The organism is Arthrobacter sp. NPDC056493, from assembly GCF_042795115.1.
GTDB lineage: Bacteria > Actinomycetota > Actinomycetes > Actinomycetales > Micrococcaceae > Arthrobacter.
On sequence record NZ_JBHTSL010000055.1, the window covers coordinates 22,491 to 37,753 of the forward strand.

Genomic DNA, 15,263 nt, shown 5'->3' on the forward strand with positions numbered 1-15,263 from the left:
GATGCAGGCCGCGGCCACCGCGGCGGGGACGCCGAAGGCCCGGCGCTGTTGCGCCGGGCCTTCGGGTCAGGGATCCGGGTCAGGAACCCGCGTCAGGAACCCGCGGACGGCAGATGCCGGACGGACTAGCCGGCGTTCTTGCCGAAGTAGTCCGCGCCGCCGGCGTATTCCGTGTGGCCGGACTCGACGTCGGCGGTGGCCATGCTGGCAACCACCGCGGCGAACTCCTCAACGGAGTACAGCTTGCCGGCCTCGGCGCGGCGGGCCTCGATGGCGCCGGGGTTCGACCGGTCCAGCAGCGTCGCGGTCACGGTGCCTTCGATCATGTCGCCGGACACGACCACCAGGGTGATGCCCTTGTCCGCCAGGTTCGGCAGCAGCTCACGCAGGGCGTCCTCACCGGCACGCTTGCTGCGGGCCACGGGCTCGTACTCGGGCATGGTGGGCACCGAATTGATGAAGTGGGCCTGGTGGCTGGTCACGAAGACAACGCGGGAGCCCTCCTTCATCAGGGGCGCGGCGGCGTTGAGCATGTTGACCTGCGCGTCGCGGTTGAGCTTGAGGGCGTAGTCCTCTTCCATCCCTGTTTCCATGCCGCCGGAGGCGTTGAGGACCAGGACGTCGAGCGAGCCGAAGTTTTCCATGGCGGCGCTGGCCAGCGCCTGCACGCCTTCGAGGGTGGTCAGGTCAGCGCCCACGGCGACGGCACGGCCGCCGTCGGCCTGGATCCCGGCCACCACTTTGTTGGCGCGGGGCGCCTTCTGGCGGTAGTTAACCACGACGGCGGCGCCCTCGCCGGCGAGGATCTTGGCAACTTCGGCGCCGATGCCGCGCGAAGAACCGGTGACGATGGCTGTCTTGTTGTCCAACTGTCCCATGTGGGCTCCCTTATCTAAATCTTGATCTTTGTTCAAAACGTCTAATGACTGATGGCCTGCAGTCCATCATGCCAGCGGGCAGGCCGGTTTCCTTTGTCGGAACGCGACAAAGAAGCCGGTGGCCTGCCCGTTGGCGAAGTCGTGCGCCTGGGGGCCTAGTGCCCCATGCCGAGGCCGCCGTCGACCGGAATGACGGCGCCGGAAATGTAGGCGGCCTCGTCGCTGGAGATCCAGCGCACCACGTTGGCCACCTCCGAGGCGTCTGCGAAGCGCCCGGCGGGGATACTGGACAGGTAACCCTTCTGGGTTGCTTCCGGCAGTTCGGCCGTCATGTCCGTGTTGATGAATCCGGGAGCCACCACATTAGCCGTGATTCCCCGCGAACCGAGCTCGCGGGTCAGGGAGCGGGCGATGCCGACAAGCCCGGCCTTGGAGGCGGAGTAGTTGATCTGGCCCGGCGCGCCGTAGAGGCCCGAAACGGAGGAAATGAGTACCACGCGGCCCTTGCGCAGCCGGATCATGCCCTTCGAGGCGCGCTTGATGACGCGGAACGCGCCGGTCAGGTTGGTGTCGATGACGGACGTGAAGTCGTTCTCGCTCATGCGCAGCAGCAGCGTGTCCTTGGTGATGCCGGCGTTGGCCACCAGCACCTCGACGGGACCGTGGGCGGCCTCAACCTCGGCGAACGCAGCGTCAACGGAGGCTTCGTCGGTTACGTCGGCCTTGACCCCGAGGACACCCTCCGGCAGCTTCGATTCGCTGCGGTAGGTCACGGCCACCTTGTCGCCGTTGGCCAGGAATGCTTCCGCGATGGCCAGGCCGATGCCGCGGTTTCCGCCGGTGATAAGGACGCTGCGGGCCGTGGTTGCTGCTTCAGACATGTGTGCTCCGGATTTCCGCGGAGCATGGCTCCGCTGTGATGGCTGGAAATTTGACTGCCTCCGATCTTATCGCCCGATTGGGAGCCAACTTCGGATGGTGAGAGAATTGGGGTAGCCATTGGAGCGTGATGAGACAGTCGTGATACCTGAACCCCAACCCGGACAGCAGACGCCCGGGAAGCGTGACGCAGCCGCCGGCCATCCGGAAGTAATCAGCATCACGGACGCCGCCGCAGCGCATTCCGAAGACATGCGGGAGCGGATGATCAAGTACGCCCTCGCCATGGGTATCCGCATGGTGTGCCTGATTCTGATCTTCGTGGTGGACGGCTGGTTCAAGCTGATTGCGGTGGCGGGTGCGGTGTTCCTGCCGTGGGTCGCTGTGGTGATCGCCAACGGTTCGGACAAGGCAGAGATCCACAGCGATGCGCTGCTCGATTACACGCCCTACGCTGAGCTGGGAGCGGCCGAGGAACCCGGGACTGCCGAAAGCGCGGACGCGGCCGATGAGCCGACCGTGCTCCAGGGCGAACTCATTGCTGATGACGAAGAAGACGACGACGGCCGGGGACAGAAAGCTTCATGAACATTTTCAACCTGGGTGGCGGCAGCGGCGATCTGGCCGGGCCAGCATCCGCGGCCGCGTGCTCCCGCAAAGCCTGCCGGGCCGATGCGTCCTGGCAGCTGCTCTGGAACAATCCCAAGATCCATACGCCTGACCGCCGCAAGGTGTGGCTGGCGTGCGGTGAGCACAAGGCGTGGCTGGAGGACTACCTGCAGACGCGGGGGCTCTGGAAGGAAACCGTGCCGCTCGAGGGCGCTGAAGCGGGCGGGAACAGCTGAATGTACAGGTTCCTGTTTTCCAGCAAGTGGCTGGGCTATCTCCTGCTGGCCGCGATCTTCGCCACCGGTTGCGTTTTCCTCGGCCGCTGGCAGATGGACCGCCGGGCGGAGACGCTCGCGGAAATCCAGCGCGTCACGTCCAACTACTCCGCCACTCCCATCACGTTTGCCCAGGCCCGCAATGAGTTCAACCAACTGGACCCGTCCAAGGAATGGACCCAGGTCAGGCTCCAGGGCACGTACGACGTCGACGGGCAGCGGATCGTGCGCAACCGCCCCCTCAACGGGCAGCCCGGATACGAGGTAGTGGTGCCGTTCAGGCTCGTGTCGGGCGAGACTGTGGTGGTTGACCGCGGCTGGCTGCCGATCGGCAATAAGACGCCCGGCCGGCCGGACTCCATTCCGGCGCCGCCGTCCGGGCAGATCATTGCCGTAGTGCGGCTCAAGCACAGCGAACCCACCCTGCAGCGCGGCGCGCCGGAAGGCCAGCTGGCATCCATTGACCTGCCCGCCTACGCCACCGAGCTCGGCTACCCGCTGCTCACGGGCGCATACGGTCAGCTCGCCTCGGAGACACCGCCGGTGGCGGACATGCCGCAGCAGTTCCCGATGCCCTCGGTAGATGAGGGTACGCACCTGTCCTACTCGCTGCAGTGGTTCGCCTTCGGCGTCCTCATGTTCGTGGGCTTTGGATACGCTGCCCGGCAGCAGGCGCGCAACGCCGCGATGGATGCCGAGGACGCCGAGGCGCTGGACGGTGAGCCTGCCCACGCCGCCGCGGGAGCCCGACGTCGTCCGCCGGCACCCCGGAAGCGTAAGCGGCCGACCGCGGAAGAAGAGGAAGACGCGATCCTGGATGCCCAGGGCTACTGACGACCGGAGCACGGTCATGCTTGCCGACCCTGTGGCCAACGTGCGCCGCGCCCTGACCGCGGCCGGCGCCCGCGACACAGTCACGGTTCTTCCCGGTGCGGTTCCGACGGCGGCCGCCGCCGCTGACGCGCTCGGCTGCGACGTTGCGGCAATCACCAACAGTCTGGTGTTTGAAGTCGACGGCGCTCCCCTGCTGATTCTCGCCAGCGGAGCCGCCAAAGTGGACGTCCGGCTGGTGGCCTCCCAGCTGGGCACCGGACGGATCCGCCGCGCCGCGCCGGACTTCGTCCTGCACCACACGGGCCAGGAAGTGGGCGGGGTTGCCCCTGTGGGGCATCCGGCGAAGATCCGCACCCTGCTGGACGCCTCGCTCGAAAACCACGCCACACTCTGGGCCGGGGCGGGCGACCACCACTCGATGTTCTCCATCAGCTACGGCGAGCTGCAGCGGATCACGGGCGCCCACGCGCTTCGGGTGCGCTGAGCGCTTCCCGTGCGCTGAGTTCCGTAACCGTTCAGTCCTTTTGGAGTGGTGGTCGGGAAGCGGTTGATTACGGCGGTTGCCCGGGATTCAGACGTGGAGGGTGGGCCGGTAGATGAGCTCTTGGGTGTGGCCATCGAGCGTCCGGCTCTCGATCAGCTCGAGATCGAAGTCGGCGGCATCCTGGAAGATCGGCTGCTCTCCGGTCTGGCCGGTGATCACCGGGAAGACCGTCACCTGGACGCGGTCGACCAGACCGGCGGCCATCAGCGCGCGGTTCATCGACAGGCTGCCGTGGGAGCGCAGGGGCACTTCTGACTCTTCCCTGAGCCGGGCGACGACGTCCACTGCGTCGCCGCTCGCGACGGTGGCGTCCGGCCAGTCGAGCGGTTCCTGCAGGGTTCTCGACACGACCGTTGCCGGCAGGTGCGTCATCCGCGTGACCCATGAGTCACGGACGTCGGAACCCTCGCTGCTCGACGCCAGCATCCGCGTGAACGCCCGATACGTGTTGGCCCCGAAGACCATCCGCTGCTCCGTGCTGTACAGGGCGAGACGGTGTTCGAGCAGCTCGGGGCCCTGCTTGCCCCAGTAACCGCCCCAGTTGCCGCTGTGGGAGCCGAAGCCGTCGAGGCTGCAAAAGACGTCGAAGGTGTAGATAGCGCTCATGCTGTTCTCCTCGAATACGGCTGGTCGGGTTTGGAAATACGGATGTCACAGCGGGAAGAGCATAGCTACCGACGCGGAGGATGGCCACAGGGCTTCAAAAGCGCAACCATGGCGGCCGCAAGCATCGCAGGCCTGGAGATGCCCACAATGCTTCGACCCCGCTTTACGCTATTCGTTGCAGGACAAACGGCAACCTGCTGCAAGTCAGAAGGCGAGTTCTTCCGCTGTCGCTTCTGCACTCTGGGCAGGGGTGGGGGTGTGGCCGCGCAGCGGGACGTGGCGGATGAACAGGGCCAGCACGAAGCCGGCTGCGGCGACGACGGCGGCCCAGAGGAAGACGCTTTGGATGCCGCTCGTCACGGTCTGTTTGAAGAGGTCCTGGACCGCCTGCGGCAGGGAGTGCAGGGCCGCCGGGGTTATCTGTCCGCTCTGGTGCAGGTTTCCGGAGCCGCCGGCGCCGCCGCCCATGGCGTCCGCCAGGCGGCTCGCGTAGATGGATCCCAGGACCGAGATCCCGAGGGATCCGCCCATGTTCCGGGCAAAGGTGCTGGTGCCGGTGGCGGCCCCGATGTCCTTGATGTGCACGCTGTTCTGGGCGATGAGATTGGTGGTCTGCATCATGCAGCCCATGCCGGCACCGAGGACGGCCATGTAGATGCCCGACTGCCAGGCCGGAGTATCCAGGCCCATGGTGGAGAAGAGGAACAGGCCGGCTGCCATGAGCGCGGATCCGGCGATCGGGAGCGACTTGTAGTGTCCGGTGCGCGTTACGAGCAGGCCTCCGGTCAGTGAGACGATCATCGCGGCGATCATCATGGGCATCAGCAGCAGCCCGCTGCTGGTCGCGGATTGGCCCTGGACGTACTGCTGGAACTGGGGCAGGAAGGTGATCCCGCCGAACATGGCGAAACCAACGATGAAGCCCAGCGCGTTGGCCAGCGAGAAGTTGCTGCTGGCGAACAGGCGCAGCGGAATGACGGGCTCGGCGACGCGGCTTTCGATAACCAGGAACAGGACCAGCCCGACGGCGGCGGTGGCCCCGAGGCCGATGATTTCCGGTGAGTTCCAGTCATACTGGCTACCGCCCCAGCTCAGCATCAGCACGAGCGAGGTGATCCAGACTGTGAGGACGGCGGAGCCCCACCAGTCGATCTGCACCTTCGATGTCCGCGGCTGGCGCGGAAGCTTGAGCGTGAACCAGCAGACGACGAGCGACAGGACGCCCAGCGGCAGGTTGACATAGAACGCCCAGCGCCACGTGGCGTGGTCTGTGATGAAACCGCCCAGCAGCGGTCCGCCGATCATGGCCAGCGGCATGACGGCCATCATGATGCCCTGGTACTTGCCGCGCTCCCGGGGCGGGACCATGAGTCCGATCGCGGCCATGATGCCCACCATCAGCCCGCCGGCACCCAGGCCCTGGAATGCGCGGAAGCCAATAAGCTCCGTCATGTCCTGACTCATCCCGCACAGGGCTGAACCGGCAAGGAAAACCACGATCGACGCCATGAACGTGCGGCGGTGCCCGAAGATGTCGCCGAGTTTGCCCCAGATCGGGGTGGCCACGGTGGATGCGAGGACATACCCGGTGGTGACCCAGGCAAGGTGGTCCATGCCGCCCAGTTCACCAACGATGGTTGGTAGCGCCGGGGCAACAATCATGTTATCCAGCTGTGCGAGCAGCATGGCGATGATCAGCCCGCTCATCGCGGTGACGATCTGGCGTGGTGACAGCCGGGCGGGCTCCTGGTCAGCTTTCATGGCAGGCGGGTCCTTTGGAAGTTGGTTTGCGGCCTCACTTACCGCTCGGTTAGCATGGTACTTACCGGCCGGTTAGTTAGCAAGCGGACCGGCCTGCGCAAGTGGCCGGGTTGAGAGGAAGCACGCACAGATGACACCCACGAATGGCGGGGCAGTCCCGCCTGCGGGCGGGACGCGGGAGAACATCCAGGCTGTCGCCTTGCGCCTGTTTGCCGACCAAGGCTACGAGTCGACGTCAATGCGGCAGATCGCTGAGGAACTTGGCTTCACGAAGGCGGCGCTGTACTACCACTTCAAGAGCAAGGAAGACATCGTCCGGGCCCTGATGGAGACCATGCGCGGGCAGGTCACGGACCTGCTGGCCTGGGCCCGGACACAGGAACCTGGCCCCGACGTACGCCGGACCGTGATCGCCCGGTGGACCGCGATCATGCAGGACCAGGGCCTGCGCATGTTCCGCTTCCTCGGTTCCAACCATCGGTTGATCAGGGACATCAAATCAGAACCGGGCCAACATGAAGGAATGGCCGCCGCCGTTTCCCAACTGTTTGCCATCCTCACGCCCCCCGGGGCAAGCGTGGAGGACCAGCTGCGCGTCCGCTTCGCCCTGCTCAGCATCAACATGCTCGGCATGGCCGCCCGCGACCTCGACGCCGACGAGAAAGACATCCTGGAGGCGGCCGCACGCATCTCCTCCGGCCTGCTGCCGCCCGGATTCTGAGAGTCCGTCTTACCTTCCAACGCCCGCCTCCTATTCTGCTCACGCCTGTTTTTTCGACCCGTGATGGGAACCTTCATGACTGTGCCAATCCTGTCCGCCCGCGACCTGACGAAAACCTATGGCCGCGGACCTGACCGTTTCGATGCCCTCAAGGGCGTTTCCCTGCAGATTGACCGCGGAGACTCCGTGGCCATCGTGGGCAAGAGCGGGTCCGGTAAATCCACTCTGATGCACCTGCTGGCGCTGCTGGACACCCCGGGCGGAGGCGAAGTCTGCGTTGATGGCGTTGACGCAAGGAACCTGAGCGGGCGCAAGCTCAACAGCCTGCGGAACGGGATGTTCGGGTTCGTGTTCCAGCAGTTCTTCCTCAACCACTCGTCCACTGTGCTGGAGAACGTCGTGCTGCCGCTGAAGATCGCAGGTGTGGGCGCACGGGAACGCCGCGCGCGCGGCATGGCTGTACTGGAGCAGCTTGAGCTGGCCGATAAGGCCCGCAACAAGGCCGGGAACCTCTCCGGCGGCCAGAAGCAGCGCGTAGTGATCGCGCGGGCACTGGCTAACAACCCACAGGTCCTCTTCGCCGATGAACCCACGGGCAACCTCGATACCGCCACCGGGCGGGTCGTGGAGGACATTCTGTTTGACCTCAACCAGAACCACGGAATCACCCTGATCACGGTCACTCACGACCATGACCTGGCGGCCCGGTTCAACCGGCGCATCTTTATCCGCGACGGCCAACTGATCAGCACCGACGAGGAGCACGCGGCGTGAAACCGCTCGAGATACTGAAAACAGCGATCACCAACAGTTTCCGAAGCAAGCTGCGCACCACGCTGACCATCCTGGCAATCTTTGTCGGAGCCTTCACCCTGACCATCACCAATGGCCTTGGCACTGGCATCTCCGAGTACATCGACGCCCAGGTCGCCGCCGTCGGACCAGGCAACGCCTTTACGATCACCAAGACCGACACCAATGCCGGCGCTGGTTCCGGTCCACAGAAATACGATCCGGAGGTCAAGGTGCTGGCCGCCGGCGGCCGGCCCGGATCCACCCAGCTGGCACTGAATCCGTCAGACCTGGACAAGGTGGCCTCGGTTGCCGGGATCACCGGTGTTTCCCCTGTGACGCGGCTCAGCCCCTCATACATCGAGTGGAACAACAACGGGAAGTACCAGCTCTCCGTCAGCCCCCTGGCCGGCGCACAGCCCCAACTCGATGCCGGTACAGGCCTGGACGACACGGCCAAGCAGGCCCAGATCATCCTCCCGGCCCCGTACATCGTCCCATTGGGGTTCAGCGGCAACGCCCAAGCCATCGGCCAGGAGGCCACCATCGGAATCCAAGACGCGACCGGTGCCATGCACACCATCACCGCACGCATCAACGGCGTGGAACAAAGCGCCCTCCTCGGCGGTGGTGGCGCGTTTGCCAACAAGGCGCTCACCGCCGCACTTGCCGATGCCCAGGGGATAGGGGCTCCCGACGCGGCAAAGGATGTCTGGACCGCGGCCACGGCAACGTTCGATACAACTTCGCCGGACCGAATCAACGATATGAAGTCGCGCCTGGCGGACGCGGGTTACACCGCCCAGACGCTCGAGGACCGGATCGGAACCGTCAAGACGGTCATCAGCGGGATCATCGGCGTCCTGAACGCTTTTGCGGTGATCGCACTGGTCGCTGCGGGCTTCGGAATCGTGAACACCCTGCTGATGTCTGTCCAGGAACGCACCCGGGAAATCGGCCTCATGAAAGCCATGGGCATGGGAAGCGGCTCTGTCTTTGCCCTCTTCAGCACCGAAGCGGCATTCATCGGACTGCTCGGCAGCATGATCGGATCCACTGCCGCTATCGGGCTGGGCACTGCGGTCAGCGGCGCCCTCGCCCGTGGCCCGCTCAGCGACCTGGCAGGCCTTCAGATTCTCAGCTTCGCGCCTGGGCCCGTTGCCGGAGTCATCCTCCTTGTCATGGCCATCGCCTTCATCGCCGGGACCTTGCCAGCGTGGCGGGCTGCCCGGCAGAACCCGATCGACTCCCTCCGCTACGAATAGCCGACACCGGCAGCCGAATCCGTGCGGAGGGAAATCGTGGCCACGGCAGAGTGGAGTTCATCGGATTTCTCGAGCCGGCGGTAGCGGAGGCAGCGGAGGATTCAAGCCTTCCCGTAGCTGGAGGTCCGAGGAACCACTGGAATACTCATTCCCGTTGGGGTCGTGAGCGGAAGTATTGGTTGCGGCGTGGTTTTCGGTGGGGGTCGAGTTCGGGTGGGGGTTTGAACCAGGGCACCTCGTTGGTGACGTCGATGTTCCAGTTTTCCTTGTGGATGAGGTGGTGGTGGTGGCTGCAGAGGAGGACGCCGTTTCCGGTGCTGGTGGTTCCGCCGCGGGACCAGTAGGTGATGTGGTGGGCTTCGCACCAGGGTGCTGGGATGGTGCAGCCGGGGAATGCGCAGCCTTGGTCGCGGGCGGTGATGGCTTTGCGGATGTGCGGTGGGAAGACGCGTGCGGCGCGGCCGATGTCCAGGATGCGTCCTTGGGTGCCGAGGACGACGGGGATGATGTCGGCGTCGCAGGCGATTTTGCGGATCGTGGCCGGGTTCACCGGCCCGCTGAACGCGAACAGGGCGGTGCCGTCGCCGGTGTAGCCGGGCTGCCCCTGGAGGTCCTGCCATCGCTCGACTTTGGCCAGGAGGTCGCGGTAATCGATGGTGGCCAGGATTTGGGGCCGGTGCCCGCCGTTGGCGGGCAGGGCGCCTGTGGTGAGGGCTGTTTGGCAGGCGCCGACGAGCCCGTCGAGCCGTTTCTGCGCATCGGACCGGTGGTCCAGGGTGATCTCCGGGACGCCCGGGGTGTCCCACCCAGCTGGATCGCTCTGTTCACCCGCCGCTGTGCCGGCGGGACTGGACCCGTCACCACCGGTCCCGTCACTGTCGTTCCCGCCGTCGGTTTCGTGTCCCGGTGCGATGGTGCGGGGGTTGGTGGCGGTGTTCATGACGGTGGTGAGGGTTTCCAACTGTTCGGTGGTGGCGAAGATTTCCAGGTGCTGCAGGCCGTGTTTGGGCCGGCGGATGAAGGCGCCCTGGATCTGGCGGAGGGCAGCTTCGGAGGGTTCGGTGCCGTCCTGGTCGATCGCCTCGGCCCAGTGCCGGGCGACCCGGGTCAGGAAGTCCGCGTCGTTCTCGACGGCGGTGACGGTCAGGTCGTGTTCCATCTCCGCGGCCCGGGCAGGGGTGGTGAAATGCCGTGCCCGGTCCAGGGCGAGGGTGATGGTGGTCCCCGCGCGTGAGCTGACCTGCCCGGTGCTGACGGCGGCGGCGAGCTCTTCGTAGCGGGGCGGGAGCTGCTGTCCGCCGAAACCTGCCCGGGGCAGGACCGAATCGGCAAGGGCGAGGCGGCGGCGGGCCTCGCCGGCGCTGATCCGCAGCCTGCCGCGGAGGAATTCGACGGTATTCCGGGAACCGTCAGCGCCCGGATCCGCGCCTGAATCCGGAACGGGGACGAGGGGTGCCGCGGCGGCGGTGAGGGCCTCGGTGCGGGACCGGTCCACCGCCCCGGCGGCGAGCACCTGCAGATGCTCCACCTTCCGGGAGAGCTCCTCGACCCGGTCCGCGAAATCAGCGGACTGAGAGAGACCCCACAGCCCGGTGTCCTCGGCGGTGATGGGGTCCGAGGCCAGCAACGCAAGGGACTGGTCGACCGCGTCGGCCGCGGCTGGAAGGCTCTGCAGGGCGTTCGCCCCCATGGACACCAACCCGCCGCCGCCGGACCATCCGGCCCGGTGTGCGGCACCCTCTGCGGTGAATCCCCCAACGGTTTCCATAAAACCATTGTGCTGAGGGGGTCTGACATTTTTTTGCCTCGGAGTCTGTAGCAGCTCCGCCGCGCAGCAACCGGCCGACTGAAGTGCCGCCGTCGGGAGCGACCTTACTGCCCCAGCCACCGCCGTCGTTCCCCGCGACGGAAACCAGCCCACCGCCACCGGGCCATTCGGCCCGGTCTGCGGTGAATCCCCCAACGGCTTCCATAAAACCATTGTGATGAGGGGGTCTGACATTCATGGGCGGGAAGCGCTGGCCTGCCCGTCGGGCCGACCGCGGCACTCACTCGCCCGCCAGCAAACTTAAGCCAGCGTGATGAGGTCCAGGTAGTCCTCGTTCCAGAGGTCCTCAACGCCGTCGGGCAGCAGCACCACGCGCTCCGGGTTGAGGGCCTCAACGGCGCCTTCGTCGTGGCTGACCAGGACGACGGCGCCGGTGTAGTTGCGCAGGGCACCGAGGATCTCGGCGCGGCTGGCGGGGTCGAGGTTGTTGGTGGGCTCATCCAGCAGGAGGACGTTGGCGCTGGAGGCCACGATGGTGGCCAGCGCCAGACGGGTCTTCTCACCGCCGGAGAGCACGCCGGCAGGCTTGTCGACGTCGTCACCGGAGAACAGGAACGAGCCCAGGATGCCGCGGACCTCCGCGTCCTTCATGTCCGGGGCGGACGATCGCATGTTCTCCAGGACGGTGCGGTCGACGTCGAGGGTTTCATGTTCCTGGGCGTAGTAGCCCACCTTGAGGCCGTGGCCGGGGACAATGTCGCCGGTGTCGGGGCGGTCCACCCCGGCGAGCATCCGCAGGAGGGTGGTCTTGCCGGCGCCGTTGAGGCCGAGGATGACCACCTTGGAGCCGCGGTCGATGGCAAGGTCGACGTCCGTGAAGATTTCCAGCGAGCCGTAGGACTTGCTGAGGCCTTCCGCCGTGAGCGGGGTCTTGCCGCAAGGGGACGGATCCGGGAAGCGCAGGGCTGCCACACGGTCGGTTTCGCGCACTGCTTCCAGCCCGCTGAGCAGGCGTTCGGCGCGCTTTGCCATGTTCTGCGCTGCAACGGCTTTGGTGGCCTTGGCGCGCATCTTGTTGGCCTGGTCGAACAGGACCTGGGCCTTCTTTTCGGCGTTGGCGCGTTCCCGCTTGCGGGCGCGTTCGTCTGTTTCGCGCTGCGTCAGATAGCGCTTCCAGTCCATGTTGTAGAAATCGATCTGGGCACGGTTGGCATCCAACAGGAACACCTTGTTCACGGTGGCTTCGAGCAGCTCGGTGTCGTGGCTGATCACGATCAGTCCGCCCTGGTGGTTCTTGAGGAAGTCACGCAGCCACGCGATGGAATCGGCGTCGAGGTGGTTGGTGGGCTCATCGAGGAGCATGGTCTCGGCGTCCGAGTACAGGATGCGCGCGAGTTCCACGCGGCGCCGCTGACCGCCGGACAGGGTCTTGAGGGGCTGGTTCAGCAGGCGGTCGGGCAGGGCGAGGTTCGAGCAGATAGCTGCGGCCTCGGCTTCGGCAGCGTAGCCGCCGGCGGCCAGGAATTCGGATTCGAGCCTGTCGTAGCGGTTCATCGCCTTGCGCTGGACCGCTGCGTCCTCGCTGGCCATCTCGTCATGGGCCTGCTTCAGCTTGCCGGCGACGATGTCCAGGCCGCGGGCGGACAGAATCCTGTCCCGTGCGAGCTGCTCCATGTCTGGCGTGCGCGGATCCTGGGGCAGGTACCCGATCTCACCGCTTCGGGTCACCTTGCCGGCGGCAGGCAGGCCCTCGCCGGCGAGCACACGGGTCAGCGTGGTTTTGCCGGCACCGTTGCGGCCCACGAGCCCAATCTTGTCGCCCTTGTCGATCCGGAAGCTCACCTGGTCCATGAGCAGGCGGGCGCCGGCGCGCAGTTCAAGATCCTGAACGGTAATCACAGCAGGTAAGGCCTTTCACAACAGGGAATGCCGCAGCACGGCAGGTTGCATGCCGCACGGCGCAAAGTAAAGAACGCCGGGGATGCCGGCCGCAGAACGGCCCGTTCAAGTCTACCGGCCGGTGCAACCCGGCCAGAACACGCTTTCGGTGCCCAGAAGAGCGCCTTCGCCACAAGAACGAGCGCAGTATTTGTGTCCAGGACCAGACCCCGGGGCGTCACCCTTGTAGGACAGCAACAAAATGCCGTGATTCCCGGGCCAGTAACGTCAACACCAGCCGATAATTGTTTGTACCCCTCCGACAGGACCTCCCATGACCCAGACCCATTCCGCCGGCGCCCTGCAGCCGGCAAAGCGCACCCGCTGGAACGCCACCGACCTCGGACTCATCGCCGTCTTCGCCGCGCTCGTGGCGGCATCAGCCCTGGTTGCGGCCATCCCCGTGGGTGGCCTCGGCGTCCCCATCACGCTCCAGACGCTCGCCGTCATACTGACCGGGCTCGCACTGGGCCCCGGCCGCGCGTTCGCCGCCGTCGGTCTCCATACCCTGCTTGGGCTCGCCGGACTCCCCATTTTCAGCGGCGGCCGCAGCGGTCTGGGCATTCTGGCCGGACCCTCGGCCGGCTACATCATCGCGTTCCCCCTCGCCGCCGCGGCGGTGGGCTGGCTGGCCGCCGTCGTCATCCGCCGCACGGTGAAGTTCCGTGCCGTATTCCTGTTCGCCGCCGCCATGGCCGCCAGCATTGTGCTGATCCACGGACTGGGCATCGCCGGCATGATGGTGAACGCCAAGCTGGACTTCTCCAAGGCGTTCCTGGCCGATCTCCCCTTCTACCCGGGTGACATCATCAAGAACGTCCTCGCCGTCGCGGTGGCCATCGCCCTGCACAAGGCCTTCCCCGATCTGCTGGTCCGCCGAGTCCGGCAGCTCCCGCAGAAGGCCGCCGCGCCGGCAGCAACCACACCGGAAGCCACCACCCACCAGTGAGCGCCATCTCCCTCAGGAACGCAGGGGTCAGCGTGGCCGTCGACGGGCGCCCTGACCCCAAAGTCCTGCTGCAGGACATCTCGCTGGAGCTCACCGAGCAGCGGATCGGTGTGATCGGGGCCAACGGCTCCGGCAAGTCGACGCTGCTCCGCCTGCTGAACGGCCTCGTGGCCCCCACCGAAGGGACAGTGACCGTCAACGGCGCCGACACGGTCCGCAACGTGCGTGCCGTGCGCCAGCAGGTGGGCTTCGTCTTCACCGATCCCCTGTCCCAGCTGGTCATGCCCACCGGTCGTGAGGACGTGGAGCTCTCGCTCCGGCGCTCGGTGCGCAATGGCAGGGAGCGCCGGGAGCAGGCCACCGCTGCCCTGGACCGATTCGGACTCCTGCCCCTGGCTGAGCAGAGCATCTACGAACTCTCCGGCGGCGAACGGCAGCTCCTGGCCCTGGCGTCCGTGTTGGCGGTGGAACCTGGCGTGCTCGTGCTGGACGAGCCCTCCACGCTGCTGGACCTCAGGAACCGCGAACTGCTCCGCCGTACCTTGGCCGGCCTGAGCCAGCAGATCGTCATGTCCACCCATGACCTTGAGCTGGCCCTGGACATGGACCGGGTCCTGGTGGTCGAATCCGGGCGGATAGCGTTCGACGGCGGTGCTGCCGCCGCCGTCGACCACTACCGGTCGCTGTCCGCGCGGAGCCTGCCGGACGGTGACTTCCGGTGAGGGGTCACGGCTTCCTGCTCGCCAACTACGTGCCCGGCTCGTCCCTGATCCACCGCATGCCGCTGTGGCTGAAGTTCCTGCTGGTCCTGACGTGCGGAATGGCCTCTTTCCTCATCGTCGACTGGCGGCTCGCCGCCGGAGCGCTCCTTGTGATGTGCGCGCTGTTCCTGCTCAGTGGCGCCGGAGCCGTGCGGCTATTCCGCGCGGTGCGGCCGCTGCTTCCCGTCCTGCTGGTCATCGGAGCGTTCCAGTGGTGGCAACTGGGCGGGCCCGCTGCCGCCCGCATCGTCCTGAACATCCTGCTGTGCGTCGTGGCGGCGTCCCTGCTGACCGCCACCACGCCGCTGCACCGGCTGCTCGACGGCGTGGTTTCCCTGGCCCGCCCGTTCCGGCGCTTCGGCGCGGACCCCGAGCGCTTTGCCCTGACCATCGCCATCATGCTGCGGAGCATTCCCTTTATCGCCGGGGCCTTTGCTGACGTCCGGGATTCGGCGCGTGCCCGCGGACTGGAACGCAACCCGCGGGCGCTGGTCCTGCCGGTGTTCATCACCACGGTTGCTTATGCCCGCCACACAGGCGAAGCGCTGGCCGCCCGCGGGCTGGGCGAGCCGGAGGACTGACCACCGCGGGGGCTCGTCCTTCCCCTCGGGTCCGGGGGCCGACGCCGGCTTTCAAACCCAACTGGGTCGCAGATCAGGGCGTTCTGAGCGCTGGGAACGCCC

At 66.4% G+C, this 15,263-nt stretch carries 16 protein-coding genes; 10 read left to right on the top strand and 6 right to left on the bottom strand.

Annotation, left to right across the window (positions count from 1 at the left end):
• Nucleotides 1-125 precede the first annotated feature (125 nt).
• Together ACFQ50_RS19005 and fabG are read right to left on the bottom strand one after the other, a co-directional pair.
• A complete protein-coding gene (locus ACFQ50_RS19005) occupies nucleotides 126-878 on the bottom strand; it encodes an SDR family oxidoreductase (protein ID WP_377997190.1) in 753 nt (250 codons plus the stop codon).
• A 155-nt stretch (nucleotides 879-1,033) separates the two neighbouring features.
• Entirely contained in the window at nucleotides 1,034-1,759 is a 726-nt protein-coding gene (gene fabG / locus ACFQ50_RS19010) for a 3-oxoacyl-ACP reductase FabG (RefSeq protein WP_377997191.1), read from the bottom strand.
• A gap of 118 nt (nucleotides 1,760-1,877) precedes the next feature.
• Here fabG and ACFQ50_RS19015 point away from each other — a divergent pair, with 118 nt between their 5' ends.
• From ACFQ50_RS19015 to ACFQ50_RS19030, 4 genes are read left to right on the top strand one after another with little or no spacing between them, the layout of a single operon-like run.
• Nucleotides 1,878-2,345, top strand: coding sequence for a DUF3099 domain-containing protein (locus ACFQ50_RS19015; RefSeq protein WP_377997192.1), 468 nt, complete (start codon nucleotides 1,878-1,880; stop codon nucleotides 2,343-2,345).
• Nucleotides 2,342-2,602, top strand: coding sequence for a hypothetical protein (locus ACFQ50_RS19020; RefSeq protein ID WP_377997193.1), 261 nt, complete (start codon nucleotides 2,342-2,344; stop codon nucleotides 2,600-2,602). Before ACFQ50_RS19015 ends, ACFQ50_RS19020 begins: the two co-directional genes overlap by 4 nt.
• Entirely contained in the window at nucleotides 2,603-3,475 is an 873-nt protein-coding gene (locus ACFQ50_RS19025) for an SURF1 family protein (protein ID WP_377997194.1), read from the top strand.
• Nucleotides 3,476-3,491: 16 nt separating this feature from the next.
• Entirely contained in the window at nucleotides 3,492-3,959 is a 468-nt protein-coding gene (locus tag ACFQ50_RS19030) for a YbaK/EbsC family protein (protein ID WP_377997195.1), read from the top strand.
• 87 nt (nucleotides 3,960-4,046) lie between these two features.
• On the opposite strand, the gene ACFQ50_RS19035 is transcribed toward ACFQ50_RS19030, so the two are convergent.
• Together ACFQ50_RS19035 and ACFQ50_RS19040 are read right to left on the bottom strand one after the other, a co-directional pair.
• Complete coding sequence (locus ACFQ50_RS19035; protein ID WP_377997196.1) at nucleotides 4,047-4,625, bottom strand: dihydrofolate reductase family protein; 579 nt, start codon at nucleotides 4,623-4,625, stop codon at nucleotides 4,047-4,049.
• Between the two features lie 204 nt (nucleotides 4,626-4,829).
• Nucleotides 4,830-6,386 carry an MDR family MFS transporter gene (locus ACFQ50_RS19040; RefSeq protein ID WP_377997197.1) on the bottom strand — a complete coding sequence of 519 codons (1,557 nt, stop codon included), beginning with the start codon at nucleotides 6,384-6,386 and terminating at the stop codon, nucleotides 4,830-4,832.
• A gap of 130 nt (nucleotides 6,387-6,516) precedes the next feature.
• Between ACFQ50_RS19040 and ACFQ50_RS19045 the strand changes: the two genes are divergently transcribed.
• The 3 genes from ACFQ50_RS19045 (at nucleotide 6,517) to ACFQ50_RS19055 (ending at nucleotide 9,164) form a co-directional block, all read left to right on the top strand.
• A complete protein-coding gene (locus tag ACFQ50_RS19045; protein ID WP_377997198.1) occupies nucleotides 6,517-7,107 on the top strand; it encodes a TetR/AcrR family transcriptional regulator in 591 nt (196 codons plus the stop codon).
• Nucleotides 7,108-7,182: 75 nt separating this feature from the next.
• Nucleotides 7,183-7,881, top strand: a complete 699-nt coding sequence (locus ACFQ50_RS19050; RefSeq protein WP_377997199.1) for an ABC transporter ATP-binding protein — start codon at nucleotides 7,183-7,185, stop codon at nucleotides 7,879-7,881.
• Nucleotides 7,878-9,164, top strand: a complete 1,287-nt coding sequence (locus tag ACFQ50_RS19055; protein WP_377997200.1) for an ABC transporter permease — start codon at nucleotides 7,878-7,880, stop codon at nucleotides 9,162-9,164. Before ACFQ50_RS19050 ends, ACFQ50_RS19055 begins: the two co-directional genes overlap by 4 nt.
• A 145-nt stretch (nucleotides 9,165-9,309) precedes the next feature.
• Here ACFQ50_RS19055 and ACFQ50_RS19060 read toward each other — a convergent pair whose 3' ends face one another.
• Together ACFQ50_RS19060 and ACFQ50_RS19065 are read right to left on the bottom strand one after the other, a co-directional pair.
• A complete protein-coding gene (locus ACFQ50_RS19060; protein WP_377997201.1) occupies nucleotides 9,310-10,932 on the bottom strand; it encodes a DUF222 domain-containing protein in 1,623 nt (540 codons plus the stop codon).
• A gap of 300 nt (nucleotides 10,933-11,232) precedes the next feature.
• Nucleotides 11,233-12,831, bottom strand: coding sequence for an ABC-F family ATP-binding cassette domain-containing protein (locus tag ACFQ50_RS19065; RefSeq protein WP_377997202.1), 1,599 nt, complete (start codon nucleotides 12,829-12,831; stop codon nucleotides 11,233-11,235).
• Nucleotides 12,832-13,144: 313 nt separating this feature from the next.
• Between ACFQ50_RS19065 and ACFQ50_RS19070 the strand changes: the two genes are divergently transcribed.
• Genes ACFQ50_RS19070 through ACFQ50_RS19080 form a run of 3 tightly spaced genes read left to right on the top strand, consistent with a single transcriptional unit; the run spans nucleotide 13,145 to nucleotide 15,161 of the window.
• Nucleotides 13,145-13,819 (top strand): biotin transporter BioY, encoded by a 675-nt coding sequence (locus ACFQ50_RS19070; RefSeq protein ID WP_377997203.1) that lies wholly within the window; start codon nucleotides 13,145-13,147, stop codon nucleotides 13,817-13,819.
• Nucleotides 13,816-14,541 carry an energy-coupling factor ABC transporter ATP-binding protein gene (locus tag ACFQ50_RS19075; RefSeq protein WP_377997204.1) on the top strand — a complete coding sequence of 242 codons (726 nt, stop codon included), beginning with the start codon at nucleotides 13,816-13,818 and terminating at the stop codon, nucleotides 14,539-14,541. Before ACFQ50_RS19070 ends, ACFQ50_RS19075 begins: the two co-directional genes overlap by 4 nt.
• Nucleotides 14,538-15,161 carry an energy-coupling factor transporter transmembrane component T family protein gene (locus ACFQ50_RS19080; RefSeq protein WP_377997205.1) on the top strand — a complete coding sequence of 208 codons (624 nt, stop codon included), beginning with the start codon at nucleotides 14,538-14,540 and terminating at the stop codon, nucleotides 15,159-15,161. Before ACFQ50_RS19075 ends, ACFQ50_RS19080 begins: the two co-directional genes overlap by 4 nt.
• The last annotated feature ends 102 nt before the right edge of the window (nucleotides 15,162-15,263 follow it).

Coding starts and splice junctions, on each gene's coding strand:
- ACFQ50_RS19045 (WP_377997198.1), top strand. CDS start 6,517: ATGACACCCACGAATGGCGGGGCAGTCCCGCCTGCGGGCGGGACGCGG.
- ACFQ50_RS19030 (WP_377997195.1), top strand. CDS start 3,492: ATGCTTGCCGACCCTGTGGCCAACGTGCGCCGCGCCCTGACCGCGGCC.
- ACFQ50_RS19020 (WP_377997193.1), top strand. CDS start 2,342: ATGAACATTTTCAACCTGGGTGGCGGCAGCGGCGATCTGGCCGGGCCA.
- ACFQ50_RS19035 (WP_377997196.1), bottom strand. CDS start 4,625: ATGAGCGCTATCTACACCTTCGACGTCTTTTGCAGCCTCGACGGCTTC.
- ACFQ50_RS19050 (WP_377997199.1), top strand. CDS start 7,183: ATGACTGTGCCAATCCTGTCCGCCCGCGACCTGACGAAAACCTATGGC.
- ACFQ50_RS19005 (WP_377997190.1), bottom strand. CDS start 878: ATGGGACAGTTGGACAACAAGACAGCCATCGTCACCGGTTCTTCGCGC.
- ACFQ50_RS19040 (WP_377997197.1), bottom strand. CDS start 6,386: ATGAAAGCTGACCAGGAGCCCGCCCGGCTGTCACCACGCCAGATCGTC.
- fabG (WP_377997191.1), bottom strand. CDS start 1,759: ATGTCTGAAGCAGCAACCACGGCCCGCAGCGTCCTTATCACCGGCGGA.
- ACFQ50_RS19060 (WP_377997201.1), bottom strand. CDS start 10,932: ATGGAAACCGTTGGGGGATTCACCGCAGAGGGTGCCGCACACCGGGCC.
- ACFQ50_RS19025 (WP_377997194.1), top strand. CDS start 2,603: ATGTACAGGTTCCTGTTTTCCAGCAAGTGGCTGGGCTATCTCCTGCTG.
- ACFQ50_RS19070 (WP_377997203.1), top strand. CDS start 13,145: ATGACCCAGACCCATTCCGCCGGCGCCCTGCAGCCGGCAAAGCGCACC.